The sequence below is a fragment of the Mitsuaria sp. TWR114 genome (genome assembly GCF_007997345.1).
The window spans coordinates 1-18155 of sequence record NZ_VOSR01000145.1 but is presented as its reverse complement, the minus strand read 5'-3'; the positions used below and the strand labels follow the sequence as shown (position 1 = coordinate 18155).

Genomic DNA, 18155 nt, shown 5'->3' with positions numbered 1-18155 from the left:
GGGCTCGCGAGCCCCTTTTTCACGGGCGTTTCGGCCAAATCGGGGCGTTGGATTGCCGCCAATCCTGTATCCAGATGATTCAGCACTGTCGGTCGATGACTGACACGCGTGCAGGTTTTCACGGCACACCGGCGGCGTCGCGTAAGCGACGGCAATAAGTCCCCGATTCGCGGATTCGGCGCTTAGCGCCGCGCAAGGCTGCCTCTACAGTCCCCGGCATGAAGATTCGCGTGCTCGGTTGCGCCGGCGCCCTGGCGGCCGGCTACAGGACCACCTCCTTCCTGCTGGACGACGATGTGCTCATCGACGCCGGCAGCGGCGTGGCCGAGCTCACTGTGGAGGCGATGGCCAAGGTCGACCATATCCTGGTCACGCATTCGCATCTCGACCACGTCCTGGCGATCGGCCTGCTGGCTGACACCGTCCAACGCCGACGCGCCCAGGCAGGCCGCCCGCCGGTGAAGGTCCATGCGCTTCGAGAAACGCTGGAAGCCCTCCGGGCCCACGTATTCAACGGCGTCATCTGGCCGGACTTCACCCGTTTGCCGTCAACGGATCGGCCCGCGTTGACCTTCCATGAGTTCGCCGTGGGCGATCGGTTGGATCTCGGCGATGGTCGCCGCATCGAGGTGCTGAGCGCTGCGCATACGGTTCCCGCAGTGGGTTTTGCCGTGGATGGCGGAGCGCTTGGTCACTGGGTCTTCACCGGAGACACCGGCCCGAATCCGGCGCTCTGGCAGCGGCTGTCGGAGATCAAGGTCGCGCATCTGGTCATCGAATGCGCGTTTGGCGACGACGAATGCGGGCTCGCCGGCATCAGCAAGCACCTATGCCCGACAACATTGCGGGATGAACTGGCGAAGCTAGACGGTTCGATTGATGTACACATCACCCACATCAAACCCGGTGAACGGGAGGCGGTGATGGAGGCAGTCATGGCGCTTCGTACGACGCATCGCTTGTCTGCCCTGGAGAACTTCCAGGAGTTCACACTGGCCTAACGTTCGCTGCCGCCACACTTGCCGCCCGCACCGATCTTCGCTGCGGGCGGCTTCGTTTCGGGTGGTCGCGTACCTTGGCCGACAAACTTTGGCAGCACCTCGGCGACTGACAAATCGTGGCAGGGCGGCTGACAAAAATGGTCACTTGAAGTCAGGTCGCCGCCGACAGGCTGTGAAGTGGGTCACGGAACGGAGAAGGAATGCGGCTGGCACGGCCCCTGCGTTCATGGGGGTCGTCTCTACCCCTAATCTCTCTTTGGAGTGTTTATGAAGCGCGTTCAACAAGGTTTCACCCTGATCGAACTGATGATCGTCGTGGCGATCATCGGTATCCTGGCTGCCGTGGCTCTGCCGGCGTATCGTGACTACATCACTAAGACCAAAGTCTCCGAAGTGATGGCTGCCGCGACCCAGCCCAAGGCTTCGGTGCAGGAGTTCTACACCGTCAAGGGCGAAATGCCGTCGGCTGACAATGTTCCGACCGACAACATCAAGAGCAATGCTGTGACGAGCGTCACCTACGCCAAGGTCAGCAATACCGTCGCAACGATCACCGCAGCATCGAAGCTGACGGAGGCACCTGGCAGCATCATCCTGACCGGTACGGCCGGCACGGAGTCGATCAACTGGGCTTGCACTTCGGACATCAACAAGAAGTTCGTCGCTGCCAGCTGCAAGTCGACTTGATCTGCCGATTACTGTTTCGAACGGGGCTGAGGCCCCGTTTTTGTTTTTTGTCTTCTAGCGGAACCCCGCCATGCAGATCAAGCTGGGTCGAGCAGCCCTCATCCTGGGATGGATGGCGCTAGCCCTGGGGCCGCTCGTGCCGACGTTAGTCCCCGTGGCGCTCACCGCGCACGATTTGACGCGTGCTGTTCAACTGCCGCTTTTGCTGCTAGCAGCGCTTGCGCTTGTCTTCCAGTCCGCCGCAGCGCCCCGCCTGCATCCATGGACGATGGCGCAGTCTGTTTTGCTGATTGTCCTTGTAGGCTTGTCGGCGGCAAATGCTGCCATTCCAGGGGTGGCATGGCGAGAGGTCGCGCTGTTTGCCGGCCTGATCGGCTGGAGCATCTGGATTGCCGGGCACTCGGGAGGTGAGCGGCTGGCGCCCTGGATGGGCGTCGTTTGCCTGTCGCAGCTGCTCTACGGCTTGATGTTCATGGGACTCCTCGTTGCGGCTCTTGCGGGACAACAGCCAGTCCTACTATGGGAGATGAGCCTGGGATACGACAATCCCCGCTTTCTCAACCACGTTCAGACAGTGGTGCTCCCGCTGCTGCTTGGCATCGCCGCGCAGCCTGGCGCGACACGTCGCACCCGACTAATGGCAATCGTTGCGTTGACCTTGCAGCTGTTCTTACTTCTGTCGACTTTAGGGCGGTCGACGATGGTGAGTGTTGTTGTAGGCGCCGGGGTGGTGATGCTGGTCGTCGGTGCTGCCAGTCGTCGATGGATTGGCCTTGGCCTAGCGACCACCGCAGTCGCGCTTGTCGCGTATCTGGCGCTCCAATCAGGCGTGGTGCCAGTTCAGCAGGCCGTCGGCTATCGGCCTACGGCGAAAGAGCTGACCAGCGACCATTCCCGTCAATATCTCTGGAATATTGCGATCTCAGACAGCCAACGATCGCCATGGCTTGGTGTCGGTCCAATGCACTTCGCACACGAAGTCAATGAGAAGGGCGCGCATCCCCACAATCACTATTTGCAGATGGCCGCAGAGCTCGGTTGGCCTGCGACCCTGGCAGTCGTAGCGTTGATGTTGCGCGGAATCTCAGCAATGGCGCGCGCGTTGCGCGCTGAGCACAACGCCGACAGACGAGCGATCGGATGCGGATTGCTAGGCGCCGGCGTTGCAGTGGCCGTGGACGCCTGCTTCTCGGGCAACCTAGTAATGCCTATTTCTCAGATCTGGATCTTCACGCTGATTGGGCTTTCTTTCAGTTGGTACCAAGGCCGTTCTCGGCCAGATGCGGTTGAGCCGTTGGCTGGGGCCACTATCCGTCCCAAGGTCTGGCTGGCGGCGCGAGCCGTTCTCGTGATGGCCGCCTTTTGGTCATGCGTCGCTGCGTCCAAGGAGATCTCCGCTTCAACACCCCACCTGCAAGCGGAGGGATGCCGCGAGTCCTCGTCGCAGGACGTTTCTAGGCCGCGCTACTGGTCCTATGGCTGGTTCTAGCGTGTACGTCATGATCCCGGTGCTCCGCGCACGTGTCCGTGCCGCATTGGTTCACTTGGGCTTCAGTGCCGTTGTCGCCATCTCGGCAGCCGCAGCGGTGTTTCTCCTCTGGTACCCCTGGCCATACACGGAGATTTCTGGAGGGGCCCAACTCTTCCTATTGGTGACCGGCGTTGATCTGGTCATGGGCCCTCTGATCACCTTCGTGATCTTCGACGCTCGCAAACGGCGATCAGAACTTGGGCGCGATCTGCTGCTTGTTGTGTTGTTGCAGTTGGGCGGACTGGCCTATGGCGCGTACACGATGTACGAGGCCAGGCCTGTCGTGCTCGCGCTGGAGAGAGACCGCTTTCGCGTCGTGATCGCCGCGACTGTGCAGACTGCGGAGCTCTCCCGAGCACCGACGGCCTTGAAGGACCTGTCGCTCACCGGGCCTCGCCTGATCGGGACGCGACAACCGGAGGCCTCGGATCGTGCCGATGCGGTTCTGCTGGCAATGGCGGGCGCCGACCTTGGGATGAGGCCTCGTTATTGGACGGAATGGGACTCTGCCTCAAGAGCCCAAACGCTCAAAGCGGGCTTCCGGCTTGAAATTTTGATCAAAGAGCGCGCCGGCGGGAAGCCGGGCTCGGAACTGAGCGCCGCGATTGCCCGCACGGGGTTGCCAATGAACCAACTGCGTGCCGTACCGCTGCTGGCCCGCCGTGACGGATGGTCGGTACTCGTGGATGAGAAGACCGGCGATCCTGTCGGCTTCGCGCCCATCGACAGCTTCTGACCAAGGATTGGACCGCGTGGCAGTTAGAGTTCCGCCCTGACCTCACGACCCGGACCGTCCATGACGCTCGCCGCGACGGCGCCCGCCGCCGATTTCCCCGCCACGACCGCCGCGCCGCATCGCCAGTTCCTCACCGGACTCGGCCTGCTGCTGGGCGTCACGCTCGCCCCGCTGATCGCTTTCAATCAGACGCCGTCGGCCACGCTTTACAACCAGCTGATGGCCTTTGCAGGCCTGGGGCTGCTGGTCGCCGGTCTGGCGTGGGGGCGCGCCCTGCGCGCAGGCTGGCGCAACGACGGCGTGTCCCTCTCCTTGCTGCTAATGACCGCCGTCGCGTTGGCGGCGCCGTTCACCCATGGGCTTCCCTGGTCCATGTCGCTGACCAGCATTGCGATGCTGCTCGGCGCGTTGCTCGCAGTGCAAACCGGTCGCGCCGTCGTGGCCAACCAGAGAGACCAGGTGCTGACGCTCTTCTGCGTCGCCCTCGTCGGCGCCGGTGTGCTGAGCGTCGTCGTCAGCCTCATCCAGATGTTCTTCCCGTCGCTGGCCGACGGCAACGTCATCGCACGCTCAGGGCTCGTGGGTCGCGCGGTCGGCAACATGCGCCAGCCCAATCACCTTGCGAGCCTGCTCATGTGGGCCTGTGTCGCGTCCGTGTGGCTGGCTCAGGGCGGTTGGCTTGCCCGTCGTCTGGGGGGGGCGCTGCGAGGCACCGTCGCACTGCACATGCTGCTCTTCCTCTTCGTCTTCTGCGTGCTGCTCAGCGCCTCCCGCACGGGCATGATCGGCGTGGTGATGCTCGCCCTCTGGGGTGCCGTCGATGCCCGGCTCGCGCCCCGCGTGCGCATCGCGCTGGGCTCGACGCTCGTGATGTTCGCCCTCGGATGGGGGATCCTCGAGGCTTACACCGCGCTGAGCCATCACGCCTTCGGCGCCCAGTCGCGCGTGTCCGAGGAAGGCGCCGGCTCCCCGTCGCGGATCGCGATCGTGAAGAATGCCATCGGCCTGCTGCAGCGCTATCCGCTGACCGGCTCCGGCTGGGGCGATTTCAATTTCGCGTGGACGATGACGCCGTTCCCCGACCGCCCGGTGGCGTTCTTCGATCACACCCACAACCTCGAATTGCAGCTGCTGGTCGAGATGGGCCTGCCGCTGGGGCTGCTCACGCTCGCGTTGCTCGCGGCGGGGCTGTGGACAGGCTTCGCCCGCGCCGTGCGCGGCAGCGCGGCCACCCGTTGCGCGGCCATGCTGGTCGCGATGATCGGCCTCCACAGCCAGTTCGAGTACCCCCTTTGGTACGCCTATTTCCTTCTTCCGGCTGCACTCGCTTATGGGCTCTGCATGGCGGGCGAGGATGCCGGCGAGCCGGCGTCGACGACAGGCCAGCGTCGACCATGGCTGGCGGCGCTGGGCGTCGTGGTCGCGGCCGCCGTGCCGCTGGTCGTGATCGACTACCTGCGCATCGTCCACATCTATGCACCGCCGACCGGTGCCGCTTCGCTCGACGACCGCATCGCGGCCGGCCAGCGTTCGCCGCTGTTCGCGCTCCAAGCCGATTACGCCCAGGCAACGGTGCAGCCACCCGGCACTGTGGCGCTAGAGGCCGCACGCCGAACCGGGCACCACCTGATCGACACGCGCCTGCTGATGGCCTGGGCGAAATCGCTGAACGCGGTCGGCGAGACCGACAAGGCACGCTACCTGGTCCAGCGCCTCAGAGAGTTCCGCAACACCGCCAGCGAAGAGTGGCTCAACGAATGTGAAGAGGTCGCGCAACTGGGCGCCGCGGCCAAGCCGTTCCAGTGCGAAGCGCCCTCGCGCGAATACGGCTTCCGCGAACTGCGCTGACCGTTTGAAGCGAGTCGGGCGGTGTTTCGACGATCAGACCTCGGCGGTCCAGTCGCCCGACTTCCCGCCGTGCTTCTCCAGCACTCGGATCTGCTCCATGACCATGCCTCGGTCCGCCGCCTTACACATGTCGTAGACGGTCAGGAGCCCCACCTGCACGGCGGTCAGCGCCTCCATCTCGACGCCGGTGCGCCCCAGTGTCTCGACCTGCGCGGTGCAGACCACCGCGTTCGCCGCCTCATCGAGTTCGAACTCGACAGCCACCCGCGTGATCGGCAGCGGATGGCACAGCGGAATCAGATCCGACGTCCGCTTCGCCGCCTGGATCGCGGCAATGCGCGCGACGCCGATCACATCGCCCTTCTTTGCGTTCCCATCGCGGATCAAAGCCAGCGTCGCCGGCTTCATCCGGATGCGCCCCGCCGCGCGCGCCACGCGGTGCGTGACATCCTTGCCGGAGACGTCCACCATGTGGGCTTGTCCGTCGGCGTCAAAATGGGTCAGAGGCGAGCTCATGGGCGCGGCAACAATCGCGAAACCGAAGAGGCGTCATCATAGTTCCCGCCCTGGAGATCCCTTGAAGCGACCGAACCCCATTCCCTTCAGCCGTCGTTGCCTGGCGGTGCTGCTCAGCGCGATGCTGCTCGGCCAGGGCGCCGCTGCGCAGGTGAACCTACCCGCCCTGGGCGACTCGGTGTCCGCGGACGTCAGCATCGGCGCCGAGAAGAAGCTCGGCGACCAGGTCATGCGGCAGATCCGGCCGGACCCCGACTACATCGACGATCCGCTGCTGCTCGAGTACGCGCAGAACACCTGGCAGCCGCTGGTGAACGCGGCGCGCCGGCTCGGCAACATCAGCGACGACACCAGCGACCGTTTCGCCTGGGAACTCTTCCTGGTGCGCGACCGCTCGGTGAACGCGTTCGCGCTGCCCGGCGGCTACGTGGGCGTACACCTCGGGCTGATCGCCATGACGGGGGCGCGTGACGAATTGGCCTCGGTGCTGGGGCACGAGTTGTCGCACGTCACGCAGCGGCACATCGCGCGGAGCATCGTCGGCGATGCCCGGACCAGTGCGCTCGCGACGGTGGGGCTCTTGCTGGGCATCCTCGCCGCCGCGAAGAGCCGCAGCGTCGACGGCGCCCAGGCCGCGATCGTCACCAGCCAGGCGGCAGCGGCGCAAGCGCAACTGAACTTCTCGCGCGACATGGAGCGCGAGGCGGACCGGGTGGGCTTCCAGGTCATGACGCAGGCGGGCTACCAGCCCGCCGGCATGGCCAGCATGTTCGAGCGCATGGAGCAGGCTTATCACCTGATGGATTCGGGGGCTTATCCCTACCTGCGCAGTCACCCGCTGACCAGCGAGCGCATCGGCGAGGCGCGCGCGCGACTGGGCACGGCCGCGCAGACCAAGCTGGTCGGCACCTCGGAGCATGTCTTGATGGCCGCGCGCGCCCGTGTGCTGATGGACCAGCGCACCGATCCCTGGCGCGTGCTCCAGGGCCTGGACGCTGGCTCGAGAGCCGGCGAGAAGAACATCGATCAGCTCGCCGCGCGCTACACCAGCGCGCTGGCGTCGATCAAGCTGAGGGACTTCTCCCGCGCCGAGGCCACGCTGAAGACGGCCGACGCGCTGGCGGGCCTGCTCGGCGCCGACCCGGGCGCGAAGCGGCTGCTCGTCTACGCGCATGCTGAACTGGAGGTCGCCCGCGGCAGGCCGGACGCTGGTTTCGCGGCGCTGGAGCCGCTCAAGAACGAGCGCTCGCGCCCGATGCTGATGATCCGCGCGGATCTGGCGCAGGCGGACCCGCGGCCGGAAGTGAAGCGGGAAGCCGCCGAGGCGCTGCAGACCCACCTGGCGCTGCATGCGCAGGACGCGCTGGCCTGGCAGGAAAGCGGCACCTTGTGGCAGCAGCTCGGCCAACCGCTGCGCTCGCTGCGGGCTCAGGGCGAGAACCGCGCGGCACTCGGCGACATCACCGGCGCGATCGACCGCCTCGCGTCGGCGGAACGCCAGGGTCGCGCTCGTTCGGCGGACCAGTTCGAGGCGTCGGTGATCGACTCCCGGCTGCGCGATCTTCGTTATGAGCGCCGCCAGATGCTGATGGAGATGTATCCCCGCGGGGTGCCACCTGGCGCGGAGCCTTGAGCGCATCTCGCAGGCACCAGAACGAAGGCCGCTCGATGAGCGGCCTTTTTCATGTGGCGGAGGTGCCGTGGAGCCAGCGAGGTCGGCTCATTCGCTGTCGGGGAACAGCCGTTCGATCAGCACGTCGATCGCCATGCCGCACAGCGAGTAGATCAGCGAGCCGATCAGCGCCGCGCCGAATCCCGCGACGGTGAAGCCGTCCAGCACGGTGGCCGTGGCCCAGAAGAGCAGCGCGTTGATGACGAAGAGGAACAGGCCCAGCGTCAACAGCGTGACTGGCAGCGTCAGCAGCACCAGCACCGGTCGCAGGATCGTGTTGAACAAGCCCAGCACGAAGGCCGCGATCAGCGCCGTGCCGAAGCCCTTCACCTGGACGCCAGGGTAGAGATGCGCCACCAGCAGCAGCGCGGCCGCCAGAAGCAGCCAACGGGTCAGCGTTTTCATGCCGCTCAGCATACCGGCAGGCATCATCAGAAAAATACGAACTTGAAATCGCCAACAACACAAGATAATCCGAACCTTCCGAAAGGGGAGTAGCCACGCGGCCCAGGCCGCGGCAGACGCCCGTCAGTACGTTGCCTTGTTGGCAGCCGGGCTCTGCACCTGACACCGGACCGCCGTCACCGACGCGGCTTGGCGTCAGTCTTGCAAGACCTTTTGGCCGGACGGCGGTCGCTCGATCGCCGCGAGTGTCTCGGGGATCGGTACAGTCCGCCCCGTTCTTGCAAGGAGTCTTCATGAGCACGATCGTGCCCACCTGGTTGTGGGTGGTTTTCGTCGGCATCGTCGTGGTGTCGCTGTTCCTCGACTTCGTTGTCCTGCGCAAGCAGGGCGCGCACGAGGTGGGCGTCAAGGAAGCGATCAACTGGTCGCTGGTGTGGGTGGCGTTGAGCGTCGCCTTCATGGGCCTGCTGTGGTGGGCCGTCAAGGACGGCACCGGCGACACGGCGCTCGCCAACACCAAGGCGCTGGAGTTCATCACCGGCTATCTCATCGAGAAATCGCTGGCGGTCGACAACATCTTTGTCTTCCTGATGATCTTCACCTACTTCGCGGTGCCATCGGCCTACCAGAAGCGGGTGCTGATGATGGGCATCATCGGCGCCATCGTGCTGCGCACGGTGATGATCCTGGTCGGCGGCTGGCTGATCGCGCAATTCCACTGGATCCTCTATCTCTTCGGCGCCTTCCTGCTGATCACCGGCATCAAGATGTGGTGGGCGGCCGGCAAGGAACCGGACCTCGAGGACAACCCCGCGCTGAAGCTGCTGCGTCGTGTGCTGCCGGTCAGCAAGAACTTCGACGGCGAACGCTTCTTCACCGTCGAGAACGGCAAGCGCATCGCCACGCCGATGCTGCTGGTGATCGCGCTGGTGGGCATGACCGATGTGATCTTCGCGGTGGACTCGATCCCGGCGATCTTCGCGATCACCAGCGATCCCTTCATCGTGCTGAGCTCCAACATCTTCGCGATCCTCGGCTTGCGCGCGATGTACTTCCTGCTTGCGGCGATGGCGTCCAAGTTCCACCTCCTGAGCTATGGCCTGGCCGTCGTGCTGGTGTTCATCGGCGCCAAGATGATGCTGATCGACGTCATCAAGATCCCGGTGCTGCTGTCGCTGGGCGTGGTGGTGGCGATCCTCGCGATCACGATGATCTGGAGCCTGCGCACCGCGCCCAAGCTGCCCGAGCATCGCTCGAACGAGTCGCCGGACGCGCTGAACTGACGGCCCGCTGACGGGCAGGGCGCTTCCCCGCCCCGCCATCCCCCTCCGACCCGCGTGACGCGCCAGCGTCCCGCGGGTTTTTGCATTTCCGAGCAGATTCCGAGCAGGCCCAGGCGTCGCGCGTTCGCCACGCGGAAGCGCTATTCACCAGCAAATCTTTGACATGTACAAATGAGAATGCTTAGCATTTGCGGCCTTTGAGTCCAGAACCGGCCTCAATCACCCGCCACCGCCAGCCAGTCGCGATCAGGGAGGGGCCCGCCACCGTGCGCCGTGAAGCGTCGGGACGACGCCGCCAGCGCGCAGCCAGCCGAGCCGATTTCCATAAGAACTTCTCCCCCCGGAGCTCGATCCCCATGTCCCGCTACATCAAGAGCCGCAAGCACGCGGTGGCCCCGCTGGCCGCACTGGCCGCCTCCCTGACCCTGCCGCTGGCCCACGCCGCCGAAGCCACTGCCCCCGCCGACGCCGGCTCGACCGCCGCGTCCTCCTCCGCCGCGCCCTACCTGCCCCAGGTGAAGATCGAAGGCACCGCCCAGTCCGCCTACAAGGCCGACAAGAGCGCCTCCTCCAAGCTGACCCAGCCGCTGCTGGAGACGCCCAAGACGATCTCGGTGATCAAGAAGGAAGTGCTGCGCGAGCAGGGCGCCGTCTCGCTGATCGAAGCGCTGCAGAACACCCCCGGCATCACGATGCAGCTGGGCGAGAACGGCAACACCTCCGCCGGCGACACCTTCCAGATGCGCGGTTTCAGCGCCAGCACCTCGACCTTCGTCGATGGCATCCGTGACCTGGGCGCGGTGACCCGCGACGTGTTCAACGTCGAGCAGATCGAGGTCGTGAAGGGCCCGGCGGGCGCCGACACCGGCCGCGCCGCCAGCGCCGGCTACATCAACCTGATCACCAAGCTGCCGCAGATCGACGACTTCATCGACGGCTCGGTGACGATCGGCGACGCCAGCCGCAAGCGGGCCTCGGTCGACGTCAACCAGAAGATCTTCGACAACAGCGCCGTGCGCCTGAACGCGGTGTGGCAGGACTACGGCGTCCCCGGCCGCGACGAGGTCAAGCGCAAGAACTACGGCATCGCGCCCTCGATCGCGTTCGGCCTGAACACGCCGACCCGCTTCTTCCTGTACTCGCAGCACCTGCGCCAGAACAACCGCCCGGACGGCGGCGTGCCGACCATCGGCTGGCCCGGCTACACGGCGGTGTCGTCCGCGACGGTGACGCCGGCCCAGGCCGCCGCGCTGATGGCCGCGCCCAAGGTCGACCGCAAGAATTTCTACGGCAGCGTCCACGACTACGAGGACGTCAAGGCCGACATGGTCACCGCCAAGCTCGAGATGGACATCGGCAACCAGATGACGGTGCGCAACGTCTCGCGCTACGGCCGCACCTACATGGACCGCCTGGTCACCGGCATCAACTCGATCGTCGCGGTCGATCCGGCCGACCGCAGCACCTGGACGATCAGCCGCTCGCGCCAGCGCGTCAACCAGACCAACGAGATCCTGGCCAACCAGACCAGCCTCAACACCACGCTGGCCACCGGCGGCCTCAAGCATGACCTGTCCACCGGCATCGAGCTGATGTACGAGAGCCAGGACAACCGCGGCTACACCGCCGTGGTCCCGGCCGGCACCAACGTCGCCAACCTGTACAACCCGAACCCGAACGTCGACCTGGGCGGCTCGGTGCGCAATGCCGCCGCCGACACCTCGGGCAGCACGACCACCACCGCGATCTACGCGCTGGACACGATCTCGGTCACCGACGCGCTGAAGCTCACCGCCGGCCTGCGCACCGAGCACTACAAGGTCAAGTACAGCAGCGCCGCCACCGGCGCGCTGGACACCGGCAAGTGGGTGACCAGCTGGAACGTCGCCGCGCTGTACAAGCTGTCCGAGAACGGCACGGTCTACGCCGCCGCCGCCAACTCGCTGACGCCGCCGGGGGGCGCCAATTCGACGCTGGCCGCCTCGGGCCAGAACGCCACCGCCGCCGACGCGCAGGAGACCAAGAACTACGAGGTCGGCACGAAGTGGGACCTGCTGCACAAGCGCCTGAACCTGACGGCCGCGCTGTACCGCAGCGAGAACGACGGCCAGGTCAGCGTCGACGCGGTGACCAACGTTGCCACGCAGAGCGGCAAGACCCGCGTCCAGGGCATCGAGCTGGCGGCCGTCGGCCAGATCACCAACTTCTGGCAGATCACCGCCGGCTTCCAGACCATGGACGCCAAGGCGCTGAGCCTGCGCAGCTTCAACTCGACCACCGGCGTGCAGACCACCACCGATGGCGTGCGCTGGACGCCGAAGTGGTCGGCCACGCTGTGGAACTCGTACCAGTGGAACGACTTCACCATCGGTGGCGGCGTGCGCCACACGGCCGAGCAGAAGCGCATCGTCACCGTCAATGCCGCGCCGGCCAACGGCCTGGCGGCGCTGCCGGCCTTCACCGTCGTGGACGTGATGGGCGCCTACCGCGTCAACAAGAACCTCAGCCTGCAGCTGAACGTCACCAACCTGTTCGACAAGGAATACATGTCCTCGCTGAACAACGGCGGCAGCCGTCTGGTGCTGGGCGCTCCGCGTGCGGTGACGTTGATGGCCAACATCGGCTTCTGAGCCGATTGAGGTAGCGTACGCGCGGCCCGTTCCCGTTCTGGCGGGGGCGGGCGTTCGTCCGTCCCGCCCCAGAACCGAATCGATCCGGACATGTTGCTTCACATCCCCGAAGTGCTCAGCAAGCAGGACGTGCGCGAGATGCGCAAGCTCCTGGATGCCGCCGACTGGACCGACGGCCGCGCGACCGTGGGCGAGCAGGGCGCGAAGGTCAAGCAGAACCGCCAGCTGCCGGTCGACCATCCGGTCGCGCGCGAGATCGGCGCCCACATCCGCCAGGTGCTGGCGCGGCATCCGCTGTTCATCTCGGCCGCGCTGCCGCTGCGCACCCTGGCGCCGCTGTTCAACCGCTACGAGGGCGGCGAGCAGTACGGCTTCCACATCGACGGCGCGATCATGCGCCAGCAGGGCACCGACCAGCCGCTGCGCAGCGACGTGTCCTCGACGCTCTTCCTCAGCGAGCCCGACGAGTACGAGGGCGGCGAGCTGGAGGTCGTCGACACCTATGGCACCCACGAGGTCAAGCTGCCCGCGGGCGACCTGATCGTCTATGCCAGCACCAGCCTGCATCGCGTCACGCCGGTGACGCGCGGCGCGCGCGTGTGCTCCTTCTTCTGGACGCAGAGCCTGGTCCGCCAGGACTGGCAGCGGGCGATGCTGTTCGAGCTCGACCAGACCGTCCAGAAGCTGCGCGCCCGGCTCGGCGACGACGCCGAGACGACCGCCCTCACCGGCCACTATCACAACCTGCTGCGGCTCTGGGCCGAGACCTGAGCGCGCGAGACCGTTCCGATGACGCCGGCCGACACTTCCCCCTCTTCCGCCGCCAAGCCCGGCAAGGGCCCCGCCGCGCGCGCGGCCTGGCTCAAGCAGCTGCACCAGTGGCACTGGATCAGCTCGGCGATCTGCCTGATCGGCATGATCCTGTTCGCCGTCACCGGCATCACGCTGAACCACGCCGCCGACATCGAGTCCAAGCCGGCGATCGTCGGCAAGACCGCGCAGCTGCCCGCCGAGCTCGCCGCGACGCTCAAGCCGCGCTCGGCCGACGAGGCCAGCGAGGCCGATCGCAAGGCGGCCGTGCCCGCGCCCGTGCGCGCCTGGCTGGCGAAGGAACTCGGCCGGCCCATCGATGCCCGCGAGGCCGAATGGAACCGCGACGAGGTCTACCTCGCGATGCCGCGCCCCGGCGGTGACGCCTGGGTCCGCATCGCGCGGGACAGCGGCGAGGTCGAGTACGAGGACACCGACCGCGGCTGGATCTCCTACTTCAACGACCTGCACAAGGGCCGCCATGCCGGCGTGGCCTGGAGCTGGTTCATCGACCTCTTCGCCGTCGCCTGCCTGCTGTTTTCCGTCACCGGCCTGCTGATCCTGAAGTTCCATGCGGTCAGCCGGCCCAGCACCTGGCCGCTGGTCGGCCTGGGCCTCGTCATTCCCGCGCTGCTGGCGCTGCTGCTGATCCACTGACCTGATCCCCACACGACCCCGACCGGCGCCCGCCGCGGCGCGGCGCGCCCCGTCCTTCCCGCCCTTCTTCCCGTTCCGAGCCATCGCCAGGATCCTCCCGACCTCCACCGAGACATCGACCATGAACCGCTCCGCAAGTCGTACCCTCCTCACGATCGGTGCCCTGGGCACCCTGGCCACGGGCTCGTCCGCCTGGGCCGCCACCGTCCAGCTCAAGCTCGAGCTGCCGCGCCTGAACGTGGCCGAGTACCACCGCCCCTACATCGCCGTCTGGGTCGAGAAGGCGGGCGAGTCCGGCCCGGCCGTCGCGCAGCTGGCGGTCTGGTACGACATCAAGAAGCAGAACAACGCCGGCACCAAGTGGCTCAAGGACATGCGCCAGTGGTGGCGCCAGGGCGGCCGCAACCTGACGGTGCCCGCCGACGGCGTGAGCGCCGCCACGCGCGCGCCCGGCGAGCATGCGATCTCGCTGGACACGCATCCGGCGCTGGCCGCGCTGCCTCCGGGCAAGTACGACATCGTCGTGGAGTCCAGCCGCGAGGCCGGCGGCCGCGAGGTGCAGCGCCTGCCGCTGACCTGGCCGGTCAAGGCCGCGGCCACCGCCAAGGCGCAGGGCGAGCACGAGCTCGGCGCGCTGGAACTGAACGTCAAGCCCTGAGCGGCATCCCGTCCCCCGACACGACACGGAGCACTCCACCATGACGAAGACTTCGATCGCATCCCGCCTCGCCCCCGTCGCCCTGGCCGTCGCCGCGCTGCTGCCGCTGGCCGCGCACGCCCACATGACCTGGCTGCTGCCCAACAAGTCCGCCTTCGACGGCAAGGAGCCGGTGGCCTCCTTCGACGCGGCGGTCTCGGAAGACCTCTTCATGCAGGCGGCGAGTGCGGAAGAGATCAACGGCGCGGACGGTGCCGAGGCGCTCGACGCGATGGGCACGCTGGCCGAGCGGCTGGCGGATCGCGCTTCGCGTGTGCAGCCCAAGGCGGATGGCTCGACGACGGCGGCGGAGACGCAGGTGGCCGCGCAGCTCGACGTGGCCGCGCGCTACGGCCTGCGCTTCCGCTCGCTGGAGCGCGAGGCCGGCGCGATGCAGCTCTGCTACGACGGCGAGGCGTTCCGGCGCGTGCTGGCGATGCCGGCCTCGACGCCCGAGCAGAAGGCGCGCGCGGCGCTCGCGCTGACGCGTGTCGACTGCCTGGATCCGGCCGCGACGCCGCCGAAGCGGGAGCAGATGGACCAGTGGCGCGCGGACGTGCTGGACAAGGTCGACCTGCGCGATCCGGCGCTCGCGACGCACTGGCGCAATCGCGTGCTGATGCGCCAGTCGGGCGTGTGGAGCAGCCTGTCCTTCATCCGCGCGCGGCGTGCCGGTGCTGGCGCTGGTGCTGGTGCCGGCGAAGGCGTGACAGCTGCGAGCCTTCAGGTTGATGCGTCGTCGGCCGCCTCGCGTCGCGCGCTGGAGGCGTTAGCGCGCATCGTGCCGACTGAGCTGTCGGACGACGACCAGCGCGACTACAACGACGCGGCGATGCGCGGCAACGCGATGCGCTGGGCGGCGCTGCCCGCGGGGCCGTCGACGCAGACGCTGGGCGGTTTCACGCTGACGGTGCTGCCGGGCCAGCCGGGCGAAACCTGCCTGACGCTGGCCATGAACGGCGCCAAGGAGGGCAGTCCGCCGCTGCTGCGCCACTGCGCGTGGGGGCTGGTGATGACGGCCTCGGCGCGGATCAACCGCGAGGGCAATGCGATCGCGATCGCGTCGGTGCCAGCCGACGGCTGGCGCGAACTCTGGCTGCTGCGCCGCACCGCGCAGGGCTGGCGCATGACGGCGCTGCCGCCGGTGGCGGCGCAGCCGGGCCTGGGCTACGCGGAATTCGCCGGCTGGGTGCCGGGCGGCAAGGAGCTGCTGGTCGCGCGCGAATCGCGTGCCGAAGGCCGCTACAAGCGCAGCTACGAGCAGGTCGACCTCGACACGCTGGAGACGAAGCGCCAGGCCGGCGATGCCGCGATGCTGGGCGCGTTCCAGCGATGGCAGTCGGCGGATTGGAAGGGGGCCAGCCTGAGCGCCAGATGAGGAGGTCCGCTGCGCGCCGCCGCGCCACTGCGTCGCGGCCGCGTTCCTGGTGAACGGATGAACGGTGGACGGTGGACGGTGGACGGATGGGGCACCGGTCAATCGAAATCCCGCACCCGCTCCCGCGCCACCTGGAGCACCCGCTGGCCCAGCGCGAGAGCCGCCGCGTCAGCTTGGAGGGACGGGGGCAAAGCGAACTGGTCCAGCGCCGCCGTCATCGACGCCAGCATCTCATCGATGGCGACTTTCGCGTCGCCCGCCCGCAGGTCGGCGATCGCCGCCAGGGCCAGGAAATCGGCGCGGCGCAGGCGCTGGGCCTTGCCGTTCACCTTCAGCGCCATGGCGTCATGCTGGAGCCCCGGGAACACGCGGGTCGTCAAGGTGTCGTAGACCGGCGCGAGCCGCACGTGCTGGAACGTGGCAGCGCCTTCCTGGGCGGTCTTGAGCATCGCCATGTTCTTGAGGTGCATGTCGCCGTCGCCGATCAGCCAGGCGAAGAGCGCCCGGCGCAGCAAGGTCATGATGTCCTCGTCGGGCGACGTCGACAGCGCGCGCACCGCACGGGCCACGCGCTCCATCGTGCCGGTGTACTTGTCCCTGGGATCGAGCGCGAGCACCGAGCACAGGTCTTCCATCGCCAGGAGACGGGTGTCGTCCAGCTGAAGGCGGATGTCGAAGCGCTCCACGATCAGCGCCGCCGGCAGCTCGTCGGGCATCGCGACAAGCGCGTGATCAGGGACCTCGAAGCCCACGCCACGGGCCAGCGTCAGCCCGATCCATTCCGCCACCGGAAGTCCTTCGAAGCCGGCGGCACCTGCCGGCTTGAGGATGTGGGTGAAGGGCAGGTGCGTGGCGATCAGCAGCGTGCCGTCCGCCGCCAGGTGCATGGGGGCCTTGACCTGCACGCCTGACAGCCGCGGCGTCTGCTGATTCGCGAAGAGCTGCGCCAGGCGGTGGGCGAAGTCGGCGTCCATCGCGTCGCGCCGTGGCCCGGCGTAGTGGCCGCTGAACATGCCGTCCCGCGTGAAGTCGGCCAGTCGCGTCGTCAGCGTGTCCTGCGGCAAGGCGGCCAGTTCCGCGCGTCGCTCCGAGATCGTGATGTTGGACATGTAGCGCTTGCCGCGCCGCAGGACGTCACGGTCGCTCGCGTCGTGCAGGACGGACTCCAGCCAGCCTTCCGGCAGCAGCGACACGATGAACGGCGGCAACCGTCCCGGCGTGGTCTGGCGGATCAGCGGCGGCAGCACCGGACCGGCGCTGCTGGCGTTCCATCGCCATTCGGTGCCGTCATGGGCCAGGTCTCCCAGCGCAAGGCCATGCCAGGCGACGGTCAGGTCGAACGCGGCCTCGTTGCGCATCGGGCTGTCCGACTGCTGCTTCAGGAAGCGTTCGGCGCCTTCGCCCTCGCGGTACCACTCGTTGTCGCGCGCCAGCGTCCACAGCGCGTCGGCAGCGCGTTGCGCGTCGCCGTACTCCTGCACGAGTCGCGCGGCCAGGGCCTCGCGCATCGCCAGGTCCATCGACTGGGCGTGCTCGCTGCGCAGGCGAAACGCCTCGAGGAAGCGCTGGCGCAGGGAGGACACCGGGATCGGCAGCTCGCCCCATCCATCGGCGACCACGGCGTCGATCGTGGATGGGCGCGCCGGGGCGCGGTTCTGGACGATCTCCAGGCCGCGCAGCCGTGTGCGTTGACTGCGCTGCCCCGAGATGTAGAGGCGACCATCACGGGTCGGCGCGAGCAGCACGGCGCTCGCGGCCGAGAGAAAGGCGCGGGGGTAGAGATAGCGCGCGATGCGCACCGCATGCCGCAGGACGAGGTCGTCCGCGTCATCGCCGGCGTCCACGTAGATGCCGCGCATCAGCTGGATCAGTTCGCCTGTTTCCGCTCTGCGGTAGCCGCGGTTGGCGTCCAGGTTCTCGCCGACGAGGTAGAGGCTCATGTGATTTTCTCGCACTTCAAGTGCGCGAAAATTACCAGAGCGACCGCCTTATCTCAAGATTCAGGCGATTTCGGAGCGAATCTCGTGGTTTTCTCGCACTTGAAATGCGGGAAAACCACGTCGCGGCCATCACCCCGCCGTCAGCCTCACCAGCACCTGCCGCAGCCGCTGCGCGTCGATGGGCTTGGTGAGGAACTCGTTCATCCCGGCGCCGAGGGCCTCGTCGCGCTCCTGCACCAGTGCCGCGGCGGTCAGCGCGACGATGGGCAACTGCGCGGGGTCGTAGCGCTGGCGCAGCTGGCGCGTGGCCTCGTGGCCGCTCATGACCGGCATCTGCACGTCCATCAGCACCGCGTCGAAGGGC

Annotated in this window: 16 protein-coding genes; 12 read left to right on the top strand and 4 right to left on the bottom strand. The window is 67.2% G+C overall.

Annotated features, from left to right (window positions below; translation table 11 throughout):
* Positions 1–218: 218 nt before the first annotated feature.
* The 5 genes from FUT87_RS06820 to FUT87_RS06800 all read left to right on the top strand — a co-directional run bounded on the left by FUT87_RS06820 (position 219) and on the right by FUT87_RS06800 (position 5803).
* Complete coding sequence (locus FUT87_RS06820; RefSeq protein WP_147240525.1) at positions 219–1001, top strand: MBL fold metallo-hydrolase; 783 nt, start codon at positions 219–221, stop codon at positions 999–1001.
* Between the two features lie 267 nt (positions 1002–1268).
* Entirely contained in the window at positions 1269–1688 is a 420-nt protein-coding gene (locus tag FUT87_RS06815; protein WP_147240524.1) for a pilin, read from the top strand.
* 70 nt (positions 1689–1758) lie between these two features.
* Entirely contained in the window at positions 1759–3177 is a 1419-nt protein-coding gene (locus FUT87_RS06810) for an O-antigen ligase (protein WP_147240523.1), read from the top strand.
* Positions 3178–3187: 10 nt separating this feature from the next.
* Positions 3188–3955 carry a pilus assembly protein gene (locus tag FUT87_RS06805; RefSeq protein WP_186830396.1) on the top strand — a complete coding sequence of 256 codons (768 nt, stop codon included), beginning with the start codon at positions 3188–3190 and terminating at the stop codon, positions 3953–3955.
* Positions 3956–4015: 60 nt separating this feature from the next.
* Positions 4016–5803: a PglL family O-oligosaccharyltransferase gene (locus tag FUT87_RS06800; RefSeq protein WP_147240521.1), complete on the top strand. Its 1788-nt coding sequence runs from the start codon at positions 4016–4018 to the stop codon at positions 5801–5803.
* Positions 5804–5836: 33 nt separating this feature from the next.
* Here the strand turns inward: FUT87_RS06800 and moaC are convergent, their stop codons facing one another.
* Positions 5837–6319 (bottom strand): cyclic pyranopterin monophosphate synthase MoaC, encoded by a 483-nt coding sequence (moaC, locus tag FUT87_RS06795; RefSeq protein ID WP_147240520.1) that lies wholly within the window; start codon positions 6317–6319, stop codon positions 5837–5839.
* 61 nt (positions 6320–6380) lie between these two features.
* Between moaC and FUT87_RS06790 the strand changes: the two genes are divergently transcribed.
* Positions 6381–7952, top strand: a complete 1572-nt coding sequence (locus FUT87_RS06790) for a M48 family metalloprotease (protein ID WP_183483833.1) — start codon at positions 6381–6383, stop codon at positions 7950–7952.
* Positions 7953–8039: 87 nt separating this feature from the next.
* Here the strand turns inward: FUT87_RS06790 and FUT87_RS06785 are convergent, their stop codons facing one another.
* The gene (locus tag FUT87_RS06785; RefSeq protein ID WP_091731857.1) at positions 8040–8396 is read right to left on the bottom strand and encodes a phage holin family protein; all 357 of its coding nucleotides are present in this window, start codon (positions 8394–8396) and stop codon (positions 8040–8042) included.
* 293 nt (positions 8397–8689) lie between these two features.
* On the opposite strand from FUT87_RS06785, the gene FUT87_RS06780 reads away from it, so the two are divergent.
* The 6 genes from FUT87_RS06780 (at position 8690) to FUT87_RS06755 (ending at position 15851) form a co-directional block, all read left to right on the top strand.
* Positions 8690–9679 carry a TerC family protein gene (locus FUT87_RS06780; RefSeq protein ID WP_091730334.1) on the top strand — a complete coding sequence of 330 codons (990 nt, stop codon included), beginning with the start codon at positions 8690–8692 and terminating at the stop codon, positions 9677–9679.
* 356 nt (positions 9680–10035) lie between these two features.
* Complete coding sequence (locus tag FUT87_RS06775; protein ID WP_091730337.1) at positions 10036–12309, top strand: catecholate siderophore receptor Fiu; 2274 nt, start codon at positions 10036–10038, stop codon at positions 12307–12309.
* A gap of 90 nt (positions 12310–12399) precedes the next feature.
* Positions 12400–13080 carry a Fe2+-dependent dioxygenase gene (locus tag FUT87_RS06770; RefSeq protein WP_091730341.1) on the top strand — a complete coding sequence of 227 codons (681 nt, stop codon included), beginning with the start codon at positions 12400–12402 and terminating at the stop codon, positions 13078–13080.
* An 18-nt stretch (positions 13081–13098) separates the two neighbouring features.
* The gene (locus FUT87_RS06765) at positions 13099–13776 is read left to right on the top strand and encodes a PepSY-associated TM helix domain-containing protein (RefSeq protein WP_147240518.1); all 678 of its coding nucleotides are present in this window, start codon (positions 13099–13101) and stop codon (positions 13774–13776) included.
* Between the two features lie 121 nt (positions 13777–13897).
* On the top strand, positions 13898–14434 hold the full coding sequence (locus FUT87_RS06760; protein WP_091730350.1) for a DUF2271 domain-containing protein: 537 nt from the start codon (positions 13898–13900) through the stop codon (positions 14432–14434).
* 40 nt (positions 14435–14474) lie between these two features.
* Positions 14475–15851 carry a hypothetical protein gene (locus tag FUT87_RS06755; RefSeq protein ID WP_147240517.1) on the top strand — a complete coding sequence of 459 codons (1377 nt, stop codon included), beginning with the start codon at positions 14475–14477 and terminating at the stop codon, positions 15849–15851.
* A 98-nt stretch (positions 15852–15949) separates the two neighbouring features.
* On the opposite strand, the gene FUT87_RS06750 is transcribed toward FUT87_RS06755, so the two are convergent.
* Together FUT87_RS06750 and FUT87_RS06745 are read right to left on the bottom strand one after the other, a co-directional pair.
* Complete coding sequence (locus FUT87_RS06750) at positions 15950–17791, bottom strand: type II toxin-antitoxin system HipA family toxin (protein WP_147240516.1); 1842 nt, start codon at positions 17789–17791, stop codon at positions 15950–15952.
* Positions 17792–17920: 129 nt separating this feature from the next.
* Positions 17921–18155 (bottom strand): response regulator (locus FUT87_RS06745; protein WP_147240515.1); only part of this gene is annotated, 235 nt, incomplete at its 5' end.

Excerpts from the sequence above, each read along its gene's own strand:
- FUT87_RS06820 (WP_147240525.1), top strand. The coding sequence starts at position 219 with ATGAAGATTCGCGTGCTCGGTTGCGCCGGCGCCCTGGCGGCCGGCTAC.
- FUT87_RS06780 (WP_091730334.1), top strand. The coding sequence starts at position 8,690 with ATGAGCACGATCGTGCCCACCTGGTTGTGGGTGGTTTTCGTCGGCATC.
- FUT87_RS06815 (WP_147240524.1), top strand. The coding sequence starts at position 1,269 with ATGAAGCGCGTTCAACAAGGTTTCACCCTGATCGAACTGATGATCGTC.
- FUT87_RS06800 (WP_147240521.1), top strand. The coding sequence starts at position 4,016 with ATGACGCTCGCCGCGACGGCGCCCGCCGCCGATTTCCCCGCCACGACC.
- moaC (WP_147240520.1), bottom strand. The coding sequence starts at position 6,319 with ATGAGCTCGCCTCTGACCCATTTTGACGCCGACGGACAAGCCCACATG.
- FUT87_RS06760 (WP_091730350.1), top strand. The coding sequence starts at position 13,898 with ATGAACCGCTCCGCAAGTCGTACCCTCCTCACGATCGGTGCCCTGGGC.
- FUT87_RS06785 (WP_091731857.1), bottom strand. The coding sequence starts at position 8,396 with ATGAAAACGCTGACCCGTTGGCTGCTTCTGGCGGCCGCGCTGCTGCTG.
- FUT87_RS06805 (WP_186830396.1), top strand. The coding sequence starts at position 3,188 with ATGATCCCGGTGCTCCGCGCACGTGTCCGTGCCGCATTGGTTCACTTG.
- FUT87_RS06765 (WP_147240518.1), top strand. The coding sequence starts at position 13,099 with ATGACGCCGGCCGACACTTCCCCCTCTTCCGCCGCCAAGCCCGGCAAG.
- FUT87_RS06770 (WP_091730341.1), top strand. The coding sequence starts at position 12,400 with ATGTTGCTTCACATCCCCGAAGTGCTCAGCAAGCAGGACGTGCGCGAG.
- FUT87_RS06750 (WP_147240516.1), bottom strand. The coding sequence starts at position 17,791 with ATGAGCCTCTACCTCGTCGGCGAGAACCTGGACGCCAACCGCGGCTAC.
- FUT87_RS06755 (WP_147240517.1), top strand. The coding sequence starts at position 14,475 with ATGACGAAGACTTCGATCGCATCCCGCCTCGCCCCCGTCGCCCTGGCC.
- FUT87_RS06810 (WP_147240523.1), top strand. The coding sequence starts at position 1,759 with ATGCAGATCAAGCTGGGTCGAGCAGCCCTCATCCTGGGATGGATGGCG.
- FUT87_RS06775 (WP_091730337.1), top strand. The coding sequence starts at position 10,036 with ATGTCCCGCTACATCAAGAGCCGCAAGCACGCGGTGGCCCCGCTGGCC.